Raw genomic sequence first — 19,382 nt, 5'->3', positions numbered from 1 at the left:
ATTACTCGGCGGCGCCTTCCTCGGTGCTGTCCTTGGCCACGCGGGTGGCATGGACGTTGGCGACCGGCAGGTCGCTGCCGTGTGCCAGTGCGGCCAGCTGTACGCCTTCGGGCAGCTTGAGATCGGTCAGGTGCAGGGTCTGGCCCAGCTCGACATTGGCCATGTCCACTTCGATGAACTCAGGCAGGTCCTTCGGCAGGCAGCTCACTTCCACTTCGTTCAGGTTGTGCAGGATCTCACCGCCCTGCTGCTTCACGCCAATGCAGGAATCCTGGTTGAGGTAGTGCAGCGGAACAACAGCGGTCAGCTTGTGATCAGCCACGGCGCGCAGGAAATCCACGTGCATCACATAGCCCTTGGCCGGGTGACGCTGCAGCGCCTTGATCAGTACGGACTCGTTGGCGCCTTCGACCTTGAGATCGATCACGTGGCTGAAGGCAGCCTCGTTTTCCAGCAGCTTGGCGACATCCTTGGCCACCAGGCTGACGGATTGCGGGGTCTTGTCGCCGCCGTAGATCACGGCAGGGATCATGGCAGCGTTACGACGCAGGCGGCGGCTCGCACCTTTCCCCAGGTCGGAACGCACTTCGGCATTCAGGGTGAAGTCGGTCATTTCATTTCTCCGATGTGTCAGCCGAACGGGGCACTTGCGACCAGCGCCCCCGGACGGTGAGCAAAAGCCCCGAAGTCGGGGCATGGATGATCGGCGCGAGCTCTAGCGAAACATCGCGCTGATCGATTCTTCGTTGCTGATGCGGCGTACCGCCTCGGCAACCACGGGTGCAATATCCAGCTGGCGGATGTTGGCGCAGGCTTGCGCCGCAGGCGACAGCGGAACGGTATTGGTCACCACCAGCTCGTCCAGCACCGAACCCTCGAGGTTTTCGATGGCGCGACCGGAAAGGATGGGGTGAGTGCAGTAGGCGTAGACCTTGGCCGCGCCATGGTCCTTCAGGGCCTTGGCGGCGTGGCACAGGGTTCCGGCGGTATCGACCATGTCGTCAACCAGCACGCAGGTGCGGTTTTCCACATCGCCGATGATGTGCATGACTTCCGACTGGTTTGCCTTGGGGCGGCGCTTGTCGATGATCGCAAGGTCCACGCCGAGCGATTTGGCGACTGCGCGGGCGCGCACCACGCCGCCGATGTCGGGAGAAACGATCATCAGGTTCTCGAAGCGCTGGCTCTGGATATCGTCCACCAGCACCGGCGAGCCGTAGATGTTGTCCACTGGAATGTCGAAAAAGCCCTGGATCTGGTCCGCATGCAGGTCAACGGTCAGGACCCGGTCGACTCCCACAACGTCGAGCATGTCGGCTACGACCTTGGCGCTGATCGCCACGCGGGCGGAGCGCGGGCGGCGGTCCTGGCGGGCATAGCCGAAGTAGGGGATGACCGCGGTGATGCGCGAGGCGGAGGAACGGCGGAAGGCATCGGCCATCACCACCAGCTCCATCAGGTTGTCATTGGTGGGTGCGCAGGTCGGCTGAATCAAAAAAACGTCCTTGCCGCGGACGTTTTCGTTGATTTCCACACTGACTTCGCCGTCGGAGAATTTTCCGACGGAAGCGTCGCCAAGAGGGATGTGCAGCTGACGTACCACACGCCGCGCCAGATCGGGGTTAGCGTTCCCCGTGAAGACCATCATCTTGGACACGCGCAATACCTGCCGGCTGAGGTTGGGCCTGAAATTAAAAAGCTGTTCAAAAAGAAAACCGAATCGGCTTGTTTTTGAACAGCTTCAAGAATATGGCAGGGGCGGCTGGATTCGAACCAACGCATGGCAGGATCAAAACCTGCTGCCTTACCGCTTGGCGACGCCCCTATGTCGTGCAGATACCTTAGGTATCCTGTCTCAGGTCAGGGTTCCCAGCTGTCGGTGCAACATCGAGATGTTGCTGCCTCTGGCTACGAATCCTGGCAGGGATTCTGGAAGCTGGGCCGCGACTGTATCAGCCTCGGTCTTGTTGGGGAAGGCCCCAAACACACAACCTCCAGTGCCGGTTAATCTAGCTGAAACGAATTTGTTCAGCAACATCAAAGCGTTACGAATTTCTGGATAACGCTTCTCGACCACCGGCTGACAGTCATTTCGACCGCCCTGTTCGAGAACGGTGCGCACTGTAATGGCGGGGCTATCGCGTGTCAACTCCGCCGACGAGAAAATTTCCGCAGTGCTAACCGAAACCGGTGGAACAACAATCAGATACCAGGGTTCTTCGATTTCGACGGGGGTCAGATGCTCGCCCACGCCCTCGGCAAAGGCGGCACGACCGCGAACGAACACCGGCACGTCGGCGCCCAGGCTCAGGCCTAGCCTGGCCAGGCGGTCCTCGCCCAGGCCGAGATTCCACAGGCGGTCCAGGCCGAGCAGGGTGGTGGCCGCGTCCGAGCTGCCACCGCCGATACCACCGCCCATGGGCAGGCGTTTGTGCAGGCGAATGTTCGCGCCGGCTCGATGGCCCGCCTCGGCCTGCAACAGGCGTGCGGCGCGGACGATGAGGTTGCTGTCGTGGGGAACGCCGGGGAGATCGGCTTCAAGACGGATCTCACCGTCGTCTCTCAGGCCGAAGTCCAGGGTGTCGCCATGGTCGAGAAACTGGAACAGCGTCTGTAGCTCATGGTAGCCATCCGGGCGGCGGCCGAGGATGTGCAGCATGAGGTTGAGCTTGGCTGGCGCCGGCAGCGACAGGCTGGTCATGGCTGGCCCAGCCGGCGCGGCTGCCAGTCCTTGATCACCAGGGTGAGCTGCACCTCGTGTCCCTCCAGGCGAATGCGCTCAGGCAGTGAGTATCCGGCGTGATCGGCATAGGCGAGGAACTCCACTTGCCAGCCATCCTGTTGCAGCCGGGCGAGCCGGTTGCCGCCGTCCAGAGTCACCTGGCTGCGGCTGTCCGGAGCCGGCAGGCCGCGCACCCACCAGAGCAGGTTGGAGACCGGCAGTTGCCAGCCCAGTTGCGCCTCCACCAGCGCCTCGGGGGACTCGGCCTCGAAGCGGCCCTGGTTGGCGACCTCCAGCGTGACGGCGTCAGGGCGGCCGGTCAGGCGTGTCGCGCCGCGGCCGAGCGGGCCGGAGAGACGAATGTCGAAGTAGTCCTGGCGCTGTAGCCAGAACAGCGTACCGCTGCCGGACTCCTGGGGCGCGCGGATGCCGATCTTGCCGTTGATCTGCCAGCCATCTATGGCTTCGACCTGGGCGCGGTGCTGGCGCCAGGCTGCCGGGTCACCGGCTCCCTCGAAGGTTTCGTGGCTGGCGCATCCAACCAGCAGGAGGGTGGCAAGGGACAGGGTGAGAATGCGAGAGGCGGTCATCATGGATCAAAGCGTCTCCGAGCCCGTCAAGCGACGCAGGGTGTCGCGCAGAATCGGGCTGTCTGGTTCGTTCTGGTAGGCCTGCGACCAGATCCGCCGTGCTTCGCGGCGCTGGCCCTGGGTCCAGAGGACTTCACCCAGATGGGCGGCGATTTCGGCATCCGGGTACCGTTCGAACGCCTCGCGCAGCCAGCGCTCGGCTTCCTGATGGTTGCCCAGGCGGTACTGGATCCAGCCCATGCTGTCGAGAATGGCCGGGTCTTCGGGGTTCAGCTGGTGGGCTTTTTCGATAAGCGCCAAGGCTTCCTCGAAGCGCACGGTGCGGTCGGCCAAGGTATAGCCCAGGGCGTTGAGTGCCATGGCATTTTCCGGCTCGCGATCAAGAATGAAGCGCAGGTCGGCTTCAAGTTGCTGCAGGTCGCCGCGTTTCTCGGCAAGCATCGCGCGGGTGTAGAGCAGGTTCAGTTCCTCGGGGAACTGCTCCAGCGCCTGGTCGATCCGCTGTTCGGCAAGTTCCAGGCGACCCTGTTCGGAAAGCGCCTCGATCTCCAGCAGATACAGCTGGATGGCGTAGTCCGGCTGGCTCTGGCGAGCACGCTGGAGCAGGGTCGCGGCTTCTTCGCCACGGTTGTTGTCGAGCAGCAGTTTGGTCTGCAGGGACTTGGCGGCGAGGTATTCGTTGCCGGGCGCAACCCTGGAGTAGGCGTCCAGCGCGCGGCGGGTGTTGCCCAGGGCTTCATGGGCGCGGCCGAGGTTGAACTGGGCGGCATTGACGTGGCTGCCTCTGGCGATGAGGTCTTCGAGGTAGACGATGGCTTCCTTCCAGGCTTCGGCTTCCATGCAGACGAGGGCCAGGGAGAAACGCAGGTCGTCGTCGGCCGGGTTCTGCTGGAGGAGGGTGGAAAACTCGCCGATGGCCGCTTCGAACTGGTCACTTTCCACCAGCAGTCGCGCATAGGCGAGCCTGAGGCGCTTGTCGTCGGGATGCTGTGGCAGGCTTCGCCTGAGCAGCGGTAGCGCTTCGTCGCCGCGGTCGAGCACCTGCAGAATGCGCGCGTGGAGAAGAATCGAGGGCACCGGCCGCTCGGCGCGCGGCTGCCCCTCGAGCAACGTCAGGGCGTCATGCGGGCGATCGTCCTGCTCGAGCAAAAGCGCCTTGCCGAACACCAGCTGGGGGGTGTCGGGGTAGCGCTGCAGCAGACGCTCGAAACTCTGCAGAAGACCGTCGCGGGTGTCCGGGTCGGTGCGCGCGGCGGACAGGGCGAGAAAGTCGAAGTGGGTGTCGCCCTGGCGCCGTAATACCCGTTCCATGTAGTCGAGCGATTGTTCGTACTGGCCGGCGCGGGCCAGCTGGATTGCTGCGGCGCGCTGGGCGTCCAGGTCTTCGGGGGCATTGGCTGCCCAGATCAGCGCCGTGTCCAGGGCCGCCTGCTCGGCGCCGAGGTATTCGGCGATGCGGAACGCACGTTCGGCGACGCCGGGATCCTGGGTGGCATTAGCCTGCTGGACGTAATTGCCCAGGGCGATGTCGAAGCGGTTGCGCTGGCCCGCCAGCTCTGCCACCAGTAACGAGTACAGGGTCTCCTGGCTGAACGAGCCCTGCGCGCGGGTGGGCTCGGGCGCTTCGCTTGCGCTCTCCTCGACAGGCACTGCCGGTTCGGAGGCGGGTGGGACGAGCGTCTGACAACCGCCGATGAGCAACAGGGCAGACAGGGCGAAGAGTCTTTTCATGGCGGGAATGCACGGCTAGAGAGACGGTTGGGGCATGATGACACAAGCCATTGGGCAAGCCCAACGCTCCCGGCCGGCCTGGGCGCGAGCGCTGATTGAGTGGGACAATGCATGGCAGCGGTTGTTCTCTATCGGACGAAATAGGAGAATCGCGAGTTCTGTTTTCCACCCAGCGACCCCGCATGGCTTTCATTGCGCTCGGCATTAACCACAAGACCGCTTCGGTAGATGTCCGCGAGCGCGTGGCGTTCACGCCTGAGCAGATGGTCGAGGCGCTGCATCAGTTGTGCCGTGTCACGCCTACCCGTGAAGCCGCCATTCTCTCCACCTGCAACCGCAGCGAACTGTACCTGCAGCAGGATCAGCCGGAGACCGAGGCGGTGCTGGCCTGGCTGGCGAGCTTCCACCGCTTGCGCCTGGAAGATCTCAAGGCGTGCACCTATGTCCATCATGGAGACGCTGCGGTACGCCACATGATGCGCGTCGCCGCCGGGCTCGATTCGCTGGTACTGGGCGAGCCGCAGATCCTTGGCCAGATGAAATCCGCCTATGCGATTGCGCGCGAGGCGGGCAGTGTCGGCCCTTTGCTGGGGCGGCTGTTCCAGGCCACCTTCAGCACCGCCAAGACCGTCCGCACCGACACCGCCATCGGCGAGAATCCGGTGTCCGTCGCGTTCGCCGCGGTGACCCTGGCGCGGCAGATCTTCAGCAACCTCGATCGCAGCCAGGCGCTGCTCATCGGTGCCGGCGAAACCATTACCCTGGTTGCCCGCCACCTGCACGAGCAGGGCATCAAGCGCATCGTGGTGGCCAACCGGACCCTCGAGCGGGCCAGTTCGCTGGCCGAGCAGTTCGGCGCTCACGCCATCCTGCTGGCCGACATCCCCGATGAGTTGGCCAACAGCGATATCGTCATCAGCTCCACTGCCAGCCAATTGCCGATTCTCGGAAAGGGAGCCGTGGAGCAGGCGCTCAAGCGGCGGCGACACAAGCCCATGTTCATGGTCGATATCGCCGTACCGCGAGATATCGAAGCACAGGTCGGTGAGCTCGACGACGTCTATCTGTACACCGTCGACGACCTGCACGATGTGGTCGCGGAAAACCTCAAGAGCCGACAGGGCGCCGCCCAGGCCGCCGAAGAGCTGGTATCGGTCGGTGCCGAGGAGTTCATGCTGCGCCTGCGCGAGCTGGCCGCGGTGGATGTCCTGCGTGCCTACCGCCAGCAGGCCGAGCGACTGCGAGACGAGGAACTGCAGAAGGCGCAGCGCCTCGTTGCGGCAGGTGCAGACCCCTCGGAGGTGATGGCGGCCCTGGCGCGTGGTCTGACCAACAAGTTGCTGCATGCACCCAGCGTGCAGCTGAAGAAATTTTCCGCCGAGGGCCGGATCGAAGCGCTCTCGGTCGCCCAGGAGCTGTTTGCCCTCGCCGAGGGTGAGTCGAAACGATGAAAGCCTCCCTGCTGAACAAGCTGGACCTGATCCAGGACCGCTACGAAGAGCTGACCGCCCTGCTGGGTGATGCCGAAATCATCAGCGACCAGAGCCGTTTCCGCGCTTATTCGAAAGAGTACGCCGAAATCGAGCCGGTGCATCAGGCCTACCGTGAGTACCTGCGTGTCCAGGCCGACCTCGAAGGCGCCCAGGCGCTGCTCAAGGACAGCGACCCGGATCTTCGGGAGATGGCCGCCGAGGAGGTGGCCGATGCCCGGCAGCGCTTGGCGGCGCTGGAGTCGGACCTGCAGCGGATGCTGTTGCCCCGGGACCCCCGGGACGGTCGCAACGTGTTCCTGGAGATTCGCGCCGGTACGGGTGGGGACGAGGCGGCGATTTTCGCCGGCGATCTGTTCCGCATGTATTCGCGCTATGCCGAAAGGCAGGGCTGGCGGATCGAGATCCTCTCCGAGAGCCTCGGTGAGCATGGTGGTTACAAGGAGGTGATTTCGCGGGTCGAGGGCGATAACGTCTACGCCAAGCTAAAGTTCGAATCCGGTGCGCACCGGGTCCAGCGGGTCCCGGAAACCGAGTCCCAGGGGCGCATCCACACCTCTGCCTGTACCGTGGCGGTCCTGCCGGAGCCCGATGAACAGGCGGCGGTGGAGATCAATCCGGCCGAGCTGCGCGTGGACACCTATCGCTCTTCGGGCGCGGGCGGCCAGCACGTCAACAAGACCGACTCGGCAATCCGCATCACCCATCTGCCCACCGGCCTCGTCGTCGAGTGCCAGGAAGAGCGATCGCAGCACAAGAACCGCGCCAAGGCGATGTCCTGGTTGTCGGCCAAACTGCAGGACATGCAGGATGCCGCCGCGCACAAGGAAATTTCCGACACCCGCCGCCTGCTGGTGGGCTCGGGAGATCGCTCCGAGCGCATCCGGACTTACAACTTCCCTCAGGGACGGGTCACCGACCACCGGGTCAACCTGACGCTCTATGCCATTGACGAGGTCATGGCCGGCGGTGTCGACGCGGTGATCGAGCCCTTGCTCAGCGAGTACCAGGCCGATCAGTTGGCGGCCCTGGGGGACTAGCCAAGAGCCGATAGAAGCGCTGAAGGCTGGACGAGCGTTGCTGCTGCGCACATGGAGGCTTCTGTCAAGCTCCAGCTGTTGCGATGACATGCTGCCGACCCACCAAGGCTTAGCGCCTCATAGACCAGAAGCGAAGGACATGGCCACCATCGAAGCCCTGCTGAAACAGGCCGACCTGCCGGACTCGCCGAGCCCAAGGCTGGATGCCGAATGGTTGCTGGCCGCTGCGCTGAGCAAGCCGGCCACCTATCTGCGTACCTGGCCTGAACGGGAAGTGGCAACGGAGCAGGCGGCGCGCTTTGCCGAGTGGCTTGCGCGGCGTCGGCGCGGTGAGCCGGTGGCGCATATTCTCGGACGGCAGGGCTTCTGGAGCCTGGAGCTGGAGGTCAGTGCCGAGACGCTGATTCCGCGACCGGATACCGAATTGCTTGTGGAAACCGCCCTCGAGCTTCTGCCGGCGACCCCTGCCGCTGTGCTCGATCTGGGCACTGGCAGCGGGGCCATCGCCCTGGCACTGGCGGCAGAGCGGCCCGGCTGGCGGCTGACAGGCGTTGATCGTATCGATGCGGCTGTGGCGCTGGCCGAGCGCAACCGCCAGCGGCTTGGTCTGGGCAATGTACAGTTCGAACGCAGCGACTGGTTTTACGCGCTGGGGCGCCAGCAGTTCGCGCTGATCCTCAGCAACCCGCCCTATATTCCGGACGGCGACCCTCACCTTGACGAGGGCGACCTGCGCTTCGAACCCAGTAGCGCGCTGGTGTCCGGGCGCGACGGCCTCGACGACCTGCGCGCCATCGTCGAGCAGGCGCCAAGGTTCCTGGCGCCCGGCGGCTGGCTGCTACTGGAGCACGGCTTCGAACAGGGCACGGCGGTGCGCCAGTTGCTCACTCAGCGAGGCTTTGTGGCGGTCGATACGCGGCGTGACCATGGCTGCCAGGAGCGGGTGAGCCTCGGTTGCTGGCCACTGCCGGAGCGACAGGGGGAGCGTCGCCATGCTTGATGACCAGGAGCTGCTTCGCTATAGCCGGCAGATCCTGCTGCCGCAGATCGATGTCGAGGGCCAGTTGCGCCTGAAGCAGAGCAGGGTGCTCATTGTCGGCCTGGGCGGTCTCGGCTCTCCGGTGGCGTTGTACCTGGCGGCGGCCGGCGTCGGCGAGCTGCATCTGGCCGATTTCGATCGGGTCGATCTGAGCAATCTGCAGCGCCAGGTCCTGCATGACAGTCCGGCCATCGGGCTGGGCAAGGCGGAGTCCGCGCGGCGACGGCTGGCCGCCATCAATCCGCAGATCCGCTTGCTCACCCTCGAAACGGCGCTGGATGCCGGTTCGCTGTCGGCGGCGGTAGCGGCGGTCGATCTGGTACTCGACTGCAGCGACAACTTCGCCACCCGCGCCGCGGTCAATGCCGCCTGCGTCCAGGCGCGCGTCCCGCTGGTAAGCGGCGCGGCGATTCGCCTGGAAGGGCAGCTGTCGGTCTTTGATCCCCGCTTGCCGGACAGTCCCTGCTATCACTGTCTGTACGGCGCCGGCAGTGAAGCCGAGTTGACTTGCAGCGAGGCGGGGGTCGCCGGGCCTCTGGTTGGTCTGGTGGGCAGCCTGCAGGCGCTGGAAGCGCTCAAGCTGCTCGCAGGCTTCGGCGAACCCATGATCGGCCGGCTACTGCTGGTCGATGGCCTTTCCACTCGCTTTCGGGAACTGCGAGTGCGGCGCGATCCCGGCTGCGCTGTATGCGGGGCGCATGATGGCTGACTGCGCGCCCATCGGCGTGTTCGACTCGGGCGTCGGCGGCCTGTCGGTCCTGCGCGAGATCCATGCATGCCTTCCACACGAATCGCTGTTCTACCTGGCCGACAGCGGGCACGTTCCCTACGGTGAGAAGAGTGCCGAGTACATCCGCGAGCGCTGCCGGGGCATCGCCGACTTCTTTATCCACCAAGGCGCCAAGGCTCTGGTCGTGGCCTGCAATACCGCGACCGCGGCCGCGGTGGCCGATCTGCGCGAGCGTCATCCCCAACTGCCGGTGGTGGGTATGGAGCCGGCTGTCAAGCCAGCCGCAGCAGCGAGCCGCAGCCGGGTGGTGGGCGTACTGGCTACCACCGGGACCCTGCAGAGCGCCCGCTTCGCCGCCTTGCTCGACCGCTTCGCCAGTGACGTGCGGGTGGTGACCCAGCCCTGTCCGGGCCTGGTCGAGCGCATCGAGGCGGGTCGGCTGGAGGATGACGAGACCCGTGCCCTGCTCGCAGGCTTCGTCCGCCCGCTGCTGGCCGAAGGCTGTGACACGCTGATCCTGGGCTGTACTCACTATCCCTTCGTCGCGCCGCAGCTTCGGCAGCTGCTGCCGCCCGGGATCAGTCTGATCGATACGGGCTCAGCGGTGGCCCGCCGGCTTGGAAGCCTGTTGCTGGAGCGCGACCTGCAGAGTGAGGGTCCGGGCATTGTCAGGTTCTGGACAAGCGGCGATACGCAACTTATGACCGCTGTCTTGCCTCTGTTATGGGGTGAGATGGCGCAGGTCGAGTATTACCCCGGTTAGCCAGCGAGGTTGGCGGTGGGCCCGGCCTGATTTATCAGCGAATCAGGTGGTCATGTACCCGTAGTGACGAGGAGTCAGCATGAAGAGGTTTTTCCCGGCGGCGGCGTTGGTCCTGTTGACGGTGGGACAGGCAGGTCAGGCGAGCGCGGTCGATGTGACGGCTGCAATCGGGCAGAGCGGGGAGTCGAACATGACCTACCGCCTCGGCCTGCAGTTCGATTTCGACCGGAGCTGGTTCGAGACCGGGGTGGGACGGCTGACCGGTTATTGGGATGCCGGCTACACCTACTGGCAAGGCGACCGCGATTCCGCCAACCATAGCCTTTCTTTCGCTCCGGTGTTCGTCTACCAGTTCGCCGGGGAAGGGGTAAGGCCTTTCATCGAGGCGGGCATCGGTGTGGCGCTGTTCGAGCGCACTTCACTCGAGGGCAACAACCTGAGCACTGCCTTCCAGTTCGAGGACCGCTTCGGCGTGGGCCTGCGCTTCTCCGGTGGCCACCAGCTCGGCCTGCGTGCCATCCATTATTCCAACGCCGGCATCAAGCGCCCCAACGAGGGCACCGAAAGCTACAGCCTCTTCTATCGGGTCGCGCTCTGACCCTGTGGGCGACGGCGCAATGCCGTCGCCCACAGGGTCAGATCTGGGGCTCGCCGCGATCCCAGCCCTTGGCGCCAGGCAACAGCAGATTCAGCGCAATCGCTGCGATCGCGCAGAGGGAAATCCCCTTCAGGCCAAGATCACCCTCGCCGATCACCATGCCGCCGATGCCGAACACCAGCGTGACCGAAACGATCGCCAGGTTGCGCGGCTCCGACAGATCGACCCGGTGACGAATGAGCGTGTTCAGGCCGACCACTGCGATCGAGCCGAACAGCAGTACCAGGATACCGCCCATCACCGGCACCGGAATGCTCTGCAGCAGCGCGCCGGACTTGCCGATGAACGCCAGCGCGATGGCGATGCCCGCAGCCCAGAGCATCACCCGCGGATTGAAGTTGCGGGTCAGCATCACCGCGCCGGTAACCTCGGAGTAGGTAGTGTTCGGTGGGCCGCCGAGCATGCCGGCCGCCGAAGTGGCCAGGCCGTCGCCCAGCAGGGTGCGGTGCAGGCCGGGCTTTTGCAGGTAGTTCTTGCCGGTCACGCTGCCGATGGCCAGCACGTCGCCGATGTGCTCGATGGCCGGGGCGATGGCGATCGGCAACATGAACAGGATGGCACCCCAGTGGAACTCCGGCGCGACAAAGGCGGGGACCGCCAGCCAGGGCGCCGCGCCCACGGGGGCCAGATCGACGAGGCCAAGCACCCAGGCCAGGGCGTAGCCGGCGCCTACCCCAGCCAGGATGGGAATCAGGCGTAGCAGCCCGCGGCCAACGATCGCCACCACAACGGTGACCAGCAGCGCACCCATTGAAACCGTCAGGGCCGTCCAGTAGGGCACCAACTGGTCACTGCCATCTCCCGTGCGGCCCATCGCCATGTTGGCCGCCACCGGAGCCAGGCCGAGACCGATGGCCATGATCACCGGAGCGATGACCACCGGCGGCAGCAGCCGGTCGATGAAACCGGTGCCCTTGAGGCGCACCGCACCGGCCAGCAGCATGTAGAGCAGGCCGGCGGCCACCAGCCCGCCGAGGGTCGCCGGCAGTCCGTATTCCAGGTTCACCGCCAGGATCGGCGCAATGAAGGCGAAACTCGACGCAAGAAACACCGGCACTTGATTGCGGGTGACCAAGTGGAAGATCAGCGTGCCGAGCCCGGCCGTGAACAGCGCCACATTCGGGTCCATGCCGGTGATCAGCGGCATCAGCACCAGCGCGCCGAAGGCAACGAACAGCATCTGCGCACCGGACAGCGCCTGGCGCCATACCGGGTCGTGGCTATGCTCCTGCATTCAGACGTCCTTCTGCTTGGTGCCGAAGATCTTGTCTCCGGCATCACCCAGGCCAGGCAGGATATAGCCGTTGTGGTCGAGCCGCTCATCGATGGAGGCGGTGTGGATCTCCACATCCGGATGCGCGCGTTCCACTGCGGCGATCCCTTCCGGGGCCGCGACCAGCACCAGGGCGCGGATCTCCTTGCAGCCGGCCTTCTTCAGCATGTCGATGGTGGCGACCATGGAGCCACCGGTGGCGAGCATCGGGTCGATGATCAGGGCCAGCCGCTGATCGATGCCCGGAACGAGTTTTTCGAGGTAGGTGTGCGCCTGCAGGGTTTCCTCGTTGCGGGCGATGCCCACCGCGCTGACCTTGGCCCCGGGAATCAGGCTCAGCACCCCGTCGAGCATGCCGATGCCGGCCCGCAGGATGGGCACCACGGTGATCTTCTTGCCGGAGATCTTTTCCACCTCCACCGGCCCGCACCAGCCTTCGATGCTGTAGCTTTCCAACGGCAGGTCCCGCGTGGCCTCGTAGGTCAGGATCGAGCCGACTTCCTGGGCCAGTTCCCGGAAATTCTTGGTACTGATGTCCGCGCGGCGCATCAGGCCGAGCTTGTGGCGGATCAGGGGGTGGCGGATTTCACGGACAGGCATGGCGGGCTCCGGGCGGGCGAACGAATTGCCGGCTAGATTAAATGATCGCAAGCAGGCCCGCGACCGCGAGGCTTGCCGCGACCTGCGGGCCTCGGTATGTTCTGACCTTTTTTCGCCCGGCCTGGGCGTCCCCATCCGGAGAACATCATGTCTACTGATCTCGCGCATATCCGCCAAGTCATGGTCGAAGCCGACTGCCTCTACAACGAGGAAGAAGTCGAGGCGGCCATCGAGGCGGTGGCCGGACAGATCAATGCGGAGCTGGCCGAACGCAATCCGGTGGTCTTCTGCGTCATGAACGGCGGCCTGATCTTTTCCGGCAAGCTGCTGACCAAGCTGCACTTCCCGCTGGAGCTGTCCTACCTGCATGCGACCCGATACCGCAACCAGACCAGCGGCGGCGAGCTGTTCTGGAAGGCCAAGCCGGAGGTTTCCTTCATCGATCGCCATGTACTGATCATCGATGACATCCTCGACGAGGGGCATACCCTCAGTGCCATCATTGAATTTTGCCGTCACGCCGGGGCTGCCGCGGTGTACACCGCGGTGCTGGTGGACAAGGATCACCAGCGCAAGGCTTCGCCTGATCTGAAAGCCGACTATGTCGGGCTCAGCTGCGAGGATCGCTACGTGTTCGGCTACGGCATGGACTACAAGGGCTACTGGCGCAATGCGCCCGGCATCTACGCGGTCAGCGGGCTCTGAGCCAGGGGTGAAAGGCGTTGGCTGGCTTTTCGCGGCGGCGCTGTGGTGCGGCCTGGCCCATGGCGAACCCCGCGTGGTCAGCCTCGCGCCCTCGATGACCGAGCTGATGCTCGAGCTCGGCGCTGGCGAGCTCCTGGTCGGCGTGCTGGAAGGTGGTGAGCAACCTGCCTCGCTGCCCGACCTGCCCTCGGTGGGCAACCACCACTCGCTGAACATCGAGCGCCTGGTCGGGTTGCGGCCGGGCCTGGTGCTGCTATGGCCGGACAGCATTGGCGCGGCGCAGCGCGAGCAGCTCAGGCGCTTTGGCATCCCTTTGTACGAGGCTCGGCCCCGGACCCTCGATGACCTGGCCGATCAGGCCGAGGTGCTTGGCCGGCTGATCGGCCGCGAGGCCACAGGCGCAGCGTTGGCGAATGAAGTACGCGGACGGCTGGCGCTGCTGCGCGAGCGCTACCGAGGGGGCGAGCCGTTGCGGGTGTTCTATCAGGTCTGGGATGCGCCGCTCTACACCCTCGGCGGGCGCCAGGTCATCAATGACGCCCTGGGCGCCTGCGGTGCCGTGAATCTCTTTGCCGATCTGCAGCTTGCGGCGCCCCAGGTGAGCCTGGAGGCTGTACTGGCCCGTGATCCTGACGTGATCCTGGCCAGCGATCCGTCGCTGGTGCCGGGCTGGAGCGCCTGGCCTCAGCTGAAGGCGGTGCGGCAGGAACTGGTGTTCGCCATTCCCGATCGTGGCCTCGAGCGACCCAGCCTGCAGATGCTCGGCGCCACCGAACGCCTGTGCCAGCTGCTGCACGACGAGTGATGCGTCCGGTCGGCCGGGGGCGTCGCCGTACGCTGAGGTGGACAACGCCTCGGGATTAGCCGTCCATATCCAGCGTGGCCAGGCGAGCACGTATCGCCGCTTCGATTCCCTCCGCGTCCAGGCCGCATTCGGCGAGCATCTCGCCGGGTTTGGCATGCTCCACGAAGTAATCGGGCAGGCCAAGTTGCAGCAGGGGCTTCAGGACGCCTTGTGTATTCAGGTACTCCGCCACCGCGCTGCCGGCCCCACCCATGATGCTGTTCTCTTCGATGCTGACGAGCAGCTGATGATGCTCGGCCAGTTCGCGCACCAGGGTTTCGTCCAGTGGTTTGACGAAACGCATGTCGGCCACGGTCGCGTCCAGCCGTTCGGCCACTGCCAGCGCTTCGCCGAGCTGCACGCCGAATACCAGAAGGGCAACGCCCTTGCCGTGCCGGCGGATAATGCCCTTGCCGATCTCTACCGGCGTCAGGGCAGGTTCGATGCAGGCATTCGGGCCGGTGCCACGGGGATAGCGGACCGCTGCCGGACCGGCATGCAGATAGCCGGTGGTGAGCAGGCGGCGCAGCTCGTTCTCGTCGCTTGGTGTCATCACCAGCATGCCGGGGATGCAGCGCAGGTAGCTCAGGTCGAAGCTGCCAGCGTGGGTCGGGCCGTCCTCGCCGACCAGGCCGGCGCGGTCGATGGCGAACAGTACATCGAGGTTTTGCACGGCGACATCGTGGACCAACTGGTCGTAGGCGCGCTGCAGAAAGGTCGAGTAGATCGCCACCACCGGCTTCGCCCCTTCACAGGCCATGCCGGCCGCCAGGGTGACGGCGTGTTGCTCGGCGATGGCGACATCGAAGTAGCGGTCCGGAAAGCGCGCGCTGAAGGCCACCAGATCAGAGCCTTCCTTCATCGCCGGAGTGATGCCGGTCAGGCGCGGGTCCGCGGCAGCCATGTCACACAGCCATTGGCCGAACACGCTGGAGTACTTCGGGCCCGACACCGGTTTGGGGTAGCGCGGTGCATCGGTCTCGAGTTTGGTGATGGCGTGATAGCTGATCGGGTCGGCCTCCGCCGGAGCGAAGCCCTTGCCCTTCTTGGTCACCACATGCAGGAACTGCGGACCGGGCAGGTCACGCATGTTTCGCAAGGTGGACACCAGGGTAGGGAGGTCATGTCCGTCGATGGGGCCGATGTAGTTCCAGCCCAGCTCCTCGAAGAAGGTCCCGGGCACCAGCATGCCCTTGGCATATTCCTCGGTGCGGCGGGCGATTTCCCAGGCGCCGGGCAGGCGCGACAGGATCTTCTTGCCGCCGTTGCGCACGCTCGAATAGGTTCGGCTGGAGAGAATCTTTGCCAGGTAATTGGACATCCCGCCGACGTTGTGCGAGATGGACATGTCGTTGTCGTTGAGAATGACGAGCATGTCGGCACCGACGTCGGGCGCATGGTTGAGCGCTTCGAAGGCCATCCCGGCGGTCAGCGCGCCGTCACCGATGACGGCGATGGCCTTGCGCTTTTCACCCTGCATCCGGGCGGCGATGGCCATGCCGAGCGCCGCGCTGATGGAGGTGCTGGAGTGGCCGACACCGAAGGTGTCGTAGGGGCTTTCCGAGCGCCGCGGGAAGGCCGCGAGGCCGTCCTTCTGGCGCAGCGTGGCCATTCGCTCGCGGCGGCCGGTGAGGATCTTGTGCGGGTAGGCCTGGTGACCGACGTCCCACACCAGCCGATCACGTGGCGTGTCGAAGACGTAGTGCAGCGCGATGGTCAACTCGACTACGCCGAGACCGGCACCGAAATGCCCGCCACTCTGGCCTACGCAATAGAGCAACTCCTGGCGCAGCTCGTCGGCAAGGGCGTCCAGCTCCGACTCGCCCAGCTGGCGCAACTGCTCGGGCGTGGCTGCCCGATCAAGAAGGGGGGTGGCGGGACGAAGGCGGGGCATCTCATGAAACGTCTTGGGCATGAGCGAATCGTTATTCTAGGCGAGTGAGTCGGCATTTTACCCGATGGCTACAGCCGCACGAAATTTGCTTGGCTGACGGGCGAAAGCATCCATGGCACTTGGACAGCAGAATTGCCGAAGGGATCAGTGTCTGCGCTCGATGATATAGCGCGCCAGCGCACGCAGCGGGTCGGCGCGAGTGCCGAAGCCGGCCACGGCATCCTGTGCCTGCTCCTGCAGTTCCAGGGCGTAGCGTTTGGCCTCGTCCAGCCCCAGCAGTGCAGGGTAGGTGGGTTTGTCGCGCGCGATATCGGCCCCCTGATTCTTGCCCAGGGTGGCAGTGTCGCTTTCCACGTCGAGGATGTCGTCCTGTACCTGGAATGCCAGGCCAACGGCTCGGGCATAGCCCCGCAGCGAAGCCAGTTCGTCACTGCCGGCGCGGCCGCTGGATAGCGCGCCGAGGCTCACGCTGGCCTCGATCAGGGCGCCGGTCTTGTGTCTGTGCATCTGCTCCAGCGCCTCGCGGTCGAGCTTGTGGCCCACGGCGCCAAGGTCGATTGCCTGGCCACCCACCATGCCTGCTGGTCCGGCCGCTTGCGCCAGTACCCCGACCATCGTCAGGCGCAAGGCCGGATCGGCTGGGTTGTGCCGGGCACTGGTCAGGATCTGGAAGGCGAGGCTCTGTAGGCCGTCCCCGGCAAGGATCGCGCAAGCCTCATCGAAGGCCCGGTGGGTGGTGGGCTGGCCACGTCGAAGGTCATCGTCGTCCATGGCCGGCAGGTCGTCATGCACCAGCGAGTAGGCGTGGATCAGCTCGACGGCGCATGCCGCGCCGTCCGCGTCGCCGGGATTGCCTGCCAGGGCTTCACTGGCGGCGTAGACCAGCAGCGGCCGTACCCGCTTGCCGCCGTTGATCACGCTGTAGCGCATGGCGGTGTAGATGCGGTCGAGCGCCGCATGCGGTGCGATGAGCAGTTGCTCGAGGCAGGCATCGACCCGCACCTGACAGCGCTTCTGGTAGTCGCCGATCATGCTGGCGGCTCGAACGGAGCGTCCTGCAGCTCGCCGTCGCGCTCGAGCAGGATACGCACCTTCTGCTCGGCCTGACTGAGCGAAGCCTGGCATTCGCGAGTCAGGCGAATACCCTGTTCGAAACAGGCCAGCGAGTCCTCCAGCGATAGTTCACCGCTTTCCAGGCGCTCGACCAGCTGCTGCAGGTCGGTGAGCGATTGTTCGAAATCAGGAGCGGCTTTCTTGCGGGCCATGGTCGTCAGCCTTCGATGGATGCTTGCGAAATCGGGCGCGACACTAGCAGAGCGTGACGGGGGAAGCAAAAGGGCAGGCAACCTCAGGGCTGGCCGAAGTAGTGGATCGTCATCAGACTGCCGATCAGGATCACGAACGCACGCAACCAGCGGGCCGGCAGCTTTTGGCTCAGGGCACCGCCCAGGTAGCCGCCGAGGGTGGCGCCGACCAGCAGGACCAGCAGCTCCAGCCAGCTGACCCGGCCCGCGACAATGAAGGTTACGGTGGCGACGCTGTAGATGGCAGCCGAAATCAGGTTCTTCAGCGCGTTGGCGCGGGCATAGGGATGCCCTTCGATGGAAAAGGCGGCGAGCTGAAGAATGCCCATGCCGGCGCCAAAATAGCCGCCGTAGATCGACACCAGGCCGTGGGCCGTCAGCGAGTAGGGCGAATGCGGCGGGTGCCCGGCGCTGGCACAGCGTGCCGCGACCAGGCGGCTCAGCCAGGGGCTGGCGGCAAACAGCAGCGTTGCGATCAGCAGGAGCCACGGGACAAGACGGCGAAAGGCCTCGTCACCTCCGGCCAGCAGTAGCAAGCCCCCGAGCATTCCACCGGCCAGGCCGGCCGCCAGCAAGGGCAGCAAATAAGGACCCAGCGGCCGCAAGCTGGCACGAGCCGCCCAGGCACCCGCAAGGCTGGCAGGCCACAGGGCGACCGCATTGGTCGCGTTGGCGGTGACCGGGGGCAGGCCAAGGGTGAGCAGCGCCGGGAACGAAAAGAAGGTTCCACCGCCCGCCAGCGCGTTCATGGCCCCGGCCAACAGCCCGCCTACGGTAAGGAGCACGATTTCGTTGAGCAGCATCTTGGTCTGATCAGCGTCCAGGGCGCGCCATCATATACCCAGCGGTGCATTGCTGGCGGCCGCCGTACGTTCGTCAGGTGGGCGGGCTAACCGGCGCACCGATCCGATCGCAGCCATGCCCGGACGGTCTAGCGGTTGGGGCGCATCGTCCTTGAACCCTGGGAGGCGTTATGGCAGCAGACGAATCTTTCAACCCTTCTCGTCGACAGCTGGTCGGCGGCATGGCTACCGGTCTCGCCGCGGCGATCGCAGCGCCGGCGATGGCGCAGAGCCGGACGGCGGATCCGGCAGCGGGAGATGGCGGGGGGGCGTTGACCATCAGGCGGCATCCCGCCAGCCAATATCCGCGCCCGCCCTTCGAGTCACAGCCGCAGGAGTGGCCGGGTCTGGCCAGCAAGATGAATCCTCGCCCGGATCATGGCGAAACCAGCTACAAGGGCGCTGGCAGGCTGATCGGCCGCAAGGCGTTGATCACCGGGGGAGACTCGGGCATAGGGCGGGCCGCAGCCATTGCCTATGCGCGGGAAGGGGCTGACGTGGCAATCAACTACCTGCCCGCCGAAGAATCCGACGCGCAGGAAGTCGTCGAGCTGATCCTGCGAGAAGGCCGCAAGGCCGTCGCGATCCCGGGTGACATCCGCGACGAAGCATTCTGCGGCGAGCTGGTCGAGACTGCCGTGCGGGAGCTCGGTGGGCTGGACATTCTGGTCAATAACGCGGCCTATCAGCGCTGGGCGCGCTCCATCGCCGATATCAGTACCGAGCAGTTCGATGACACCTGCAAGATCAACCTCTACGCGATGTTCTGGATCACCAAGGCGGCCTTGCCTCATCTGGCCGAAGGTGCCTCGATTATCAACACCTCGTCACAGACAACCTATGACCCACCGGCGTTGCTCTTGGAATATTCCATGACCAAGGCCGGCATGGTCGCCTTCAGCAAGGCACTGGCCAAGCAACTGATCGATCAGGGCATCCGCGTGAACGTGGTGGCACCGGGGCCCTTCTGGACACCCCTGCAGCCCAGCGGCGGCCAGCCTCAGGAAAGTGTCCAGACATTTGGCGAGGACACGCCGATGGGGCGGCCGGGGCAGCCGGTCGAACTGGCGCCGGTCTACGTATTGTTGGCTTCGCAGGAATCGAGCTACGCCACCGGCCAGGTTTACGGCGCTTCAGGCGGTAACGGGCATCCGTGA

The 19,382-nt window shown here is 65.1% G+C and carries 20 protein-coding genes and 1 tRNA gene; 9 read left to right on the top strand and 12 right to left on the bottom strand.

Annotation, left to right across the window (positions count from 1 at the left end; translation table 11 throughout):
• Nucleotide 1: 1 nt before the first annotated feature.
• The 6 genes from ACFOMF_RS03725 to ACFOMF_RS03700 all read right to left on the bottom strand — a co-directional run bounded on the left by ACFOMF_RS03725 (nt 2) and on the right by ACFOMF_RS03700 (nt 5,043).
• A complete protein-coding gene (locus tag ACFOMF_RS03725; protein ID WP_386361377.1) occupies nt 2-613 on the bottom strand; it encodes a 50S ribosomal protein L25/general stress protein Ctc in 612 nt (203 codons plus the stop codon).
• 102 nt (nt 614-715) lie between these two features.
• A complete protein-coding gene (locus ACFOMF_RS03720) occupies nt 716-1,657 on the bottom strand; it encodes a ribose-phosphate pyrophosphokinase (protein WP_386361375.1) in 942 nt (313 codons plus the stop codon).
• Nucleotides 1,658-1,750: 93 nt separating this feature from the next.
• A tRNA-Gln gene (locus tag ACFOMF_RS03715) sits at nt 1,751-1,825 on the bottom strand.
• A gap of 30 nt (nt 1,826-1,855) precedes the next feature.
• Nucleotides 1,856-2,701, bottom strand: coding sequence for a 4-(cytidine 5'-diphospho)-2-C-methyl-D-erythritol kinase (gene ispE / locus ACFOMF_RS03710; protein ID WP_386361373.1), 846 nt, complete (start codon nt 2,699-2,701; stop codon nt 1,856-1,858).
• Nucleotides 2,698-3,312: a lipoprotein insertase outer membrane protein LolB gene (gene lolB / locus ACFOMF_RS03705; protein WP_386361453.1), complete on the bottom strand. Its 615-nt coding sequence runs from the start codon at nt 3,310-3,312 to the stop codon at nt 2,698-2,700. Before lolB ends, ispE begins: the two co-directional genes overlap by 4 nt.
• A 6-nt stretch (nt 3,313-3,318) precedes the next feature.
• Nucleotides 3,319-5,043 carry a tetratricopeptide repeat protein gene (locus ACFOMF_RS03700; protein WP_386361372.1) on the bottom strand — a complete coding sequence of 575 codons (1,725 nt, stop codon included), beginning with the start codon at nt 5,041-5,043 and terminating at the stop codon, nt 3,319-3,321.
• A gap of 182 nt (nt 5,044-5,225) precedes the next feature.
• Between ACFOMF_RS03700 and hemA the strand changes: the two genes are divergently transcribed.
• From hemA to ACFOMF_RS03670, 6 genes are all read left to right on the top strand, one after another.
• Nucleotides 5,226-6,494, top strand: coding sequence for a glutamyl-tRNA reductase (gene hemA, locus ACFOMF_RS03695; protein WP_386361370.1), 1,269 nt, complete (start codon nt 5,226-5,228; stop codon nt 6,492-6,494).
• Nucleotides 6,491-7,573 carry a peptide chain release factor 1 gene (gene prfA / locus ACFOMF_RS03690; RefSeq protein ID WP_386361368.1) on the top strand — a complete coding sequence of 361 codons (1,083 nt, stop codon included), beginning with the start codon at nt 6,491-6,493 and terminating at the stop codon, nt 7,571-7,573. The genes hemA and prfA overlap by 4 nt, the downstream gene beginning before the upstream one ends.
• A gap of 139 nt (nt 7,574-7,712) precedes the next feature.
• Nucleotides 7,713-8,573, top strand: a complete 861-nt coding sequence (prmC, locus tag ACFOMF_RS03685) for a peptide chain release factor N(5)-glutamine methyltransferase (RefSeq protein ID WP_386361366.1) — start codon at nt 7,713-7,715, stop codon at nt 8,571-8,573.
• Nucleotides 8,566-9,321 carry a molybdopterin-synthase adenylyltransferase MoeB gene (locus ACFOMF_RS03680; RefSeq protein WP_386361364.1) on the top strand — a complete coding sequence of 252 codons (756 nt, stop codon included), beginning with the start codon at nt 8,566-8,568 and terminating at the stop codon, nt 9,319-9,321. The genes prmC and ACFOMF_RS03680 overlap by 8 nt, the downstream gene beginning before the upstream one ends.
• On the top strand, nt 9,314-10,105 hold the full coding sequence (murI, locus tag ACFOMF_RS03675; protein WP_386361362.1) for a glutamate racemase: 792 nt from the start codon (nt 9,314-9,316) through the stop codon (nt 10,103-10,105). Before ACFOMF_RS03680 ends, murI begins: the two co-directional genes overlap by 8 nt.
• Nucleotides 10,106-10,184: 79 nt before the next feature.
• Nucleotides 10,185-10,703 carry an acyloxyacyl hydrolase gene (locus ACFOMF_RS03670; RefSeq protein ID WP_386361360.1) on the top strand — a complete coding sequence of 173 codons (519 nt, stop codon included), beginning with the start codon at nt 10,185-10,187 and terminating at the stop codon, nt 10,701-10,703.
• 37 nt (nt 10,704-10,740) lie between these two features.
• Here ACFOMF_RS03670 and ACFOMF_RS03665 read toward each other — a convergent pair whose 3' ends face one another.
• Together ACFOMF_RS03665 and upp are read right to left on the bottom strand one after the other, a co-directional pair.
• Complete coding sequence (locus ACFOMF_RS03665; RefSeq protein WP_386361358.1) at nt 10,741-11,997, bottom strand: uracil-xanthine permease family protein; 1,257 nt, start codon at nt 11,995-11,997, stop codon at nt 10,741-10,743.
• Nucleotides 11,998-12,636 (bottom strand): uracil phosphoribosyltransferase, encoded by a 639-nt coding sequence (gene upp, locus ACFOMF_RS03660; protein WP_386361356.1) that lies wholly within the window; start codon nt 12,634-12,636, stop codon nt 11,998-12,000.
• A 147-nt stretch (nt 12,637-12,783) separates the two neighbouring features.
• Between upp and ACFOMF_RS03655 the strand changes: the two genes are divergently transcribed.
• Together ACFOMF_RS03655 and ACFOMF_RS03650 are read left to right on the top strand one after the other, a co-directional pair.
• Nucleotides 12,784-13,341 carry a hypoxanthine-guanine phosphoribosyltransferase gene (locus ACFOMF_RS03655; protein ID WP_386361355.1) on the top strand — a complete coding sequence of 186 codons (558 nt, stop codon included), beginning with the start codon at nt 12,784-12,786 and terminating at the stop codon, nt 13,339-13,341.
• Nucleotides 13,342-13,348: 7 nt separating this feature from the next.
• The gene (locus ACFOMF_RS03650) at nt 13,349-14,146 is read left to right on the top strand and encodes a cobalamin-binding protein (RefSeq protein ID WP_386361353.1); all 798 of its coding nucleotides are present in this window, start codon (nt 13,349-13,351) and stop codon (nt 14,144-14,146) included.
• A 55-nt stretch (nt 14,147-14,201) separates the two neighbouring features.
• Here the strand turns inward: ACFOMF_RS03650 and dxs are convergent, their stop codons facing one another.
• The 4 genes from dxs to ACFOMF_RS03630 all read right to left on the bottom strand — a co-directional run bounded on the left by dxs (nt 14,202) and on the right by ACFOMF_RS03630 (nt 18,186).
• Complete coding sequence (gene dxs, locus ACFOMF_RS03645; RefSeq protein ID WP_386361351.1) at nt 14,202-16,100, bottom strand: 1-deoxy-D-xylulose-5-phosphate synthase; 1,899 nt, start codon at nt 16,098-16,100, stop codon at nt 14,202-14,204.
• A gap of 123 nt (nt 16,101-16,223) precedes the next feature.
• Nucleotides 16,224-17,111, bottom strand: a complete 888-nt coding sequence (ispA, locus tag ACFOMF_RS03640; protein WP_386361349.1) for a (2E,6E)-farnesyl diphosphate synthase — start codon at nt 17,109-17,111, stop codon at nt 16,224-16,226.
• Nucleotides 17,108-17,344, bottom strand: a complete 237-nt coding sequence (locus ACFOMF_RS03635; RefSeq protein WP_386361347.1) for an exodeoxyribonuclease VII small subunit — start codon at nt 17,342-17,344, stop codon at nt 17,108-17,110. Before ACFOMF_RS03635 ends, ispA begins: the two co-directional genes overlap by 4 nt.
• Before the next feature lie 83 nt (nt 17,345-17,427).
• The gene (locus ACFOMF_RS03630; RefSeq protein WP_386361345.1) at nt 17,428-18,186 is read right to left on the bottom strand and encodes a sulfite exporter TauE/SafE family protein; all 759 of its coding nucleotides are present in this window, start codon (nt 18,184-18,186) and stop codon (nt 17,428-17,430) included.
• A 170-nt stretch (nt 18,187-18,356) separates the two neighbouring features.
• On the opposite strand from ACFOMF_RS03630, the gene ACFOMF_RS03625 reads away from it, so the two are divergent.
• A complete protein-coding gene (locus ACFOMF_RS03625; protein ID WP_386361344.1) occupies nt 18,357-19,382 on the top strand; it encodes an SDR family oxidoreductase in 1,026 nt (341 codons plus the stop codon).

The organism is Stutzerimonas tarimensis, from assembly GCF_042648805.1.
In the GTDB taxonomy this organism is placed as follows: domain Bacteria; phylum Pseudomonadota; class Gammaproteobacteria; order Pseudomonadales; family Pseudomonadaceae; genus Azomonas; species Azomonas tarimensis.
Note: the sequence above shows the minus strand (reverse complement) of the source record. Positions and strands in the feature narration are given on the sequence as shown.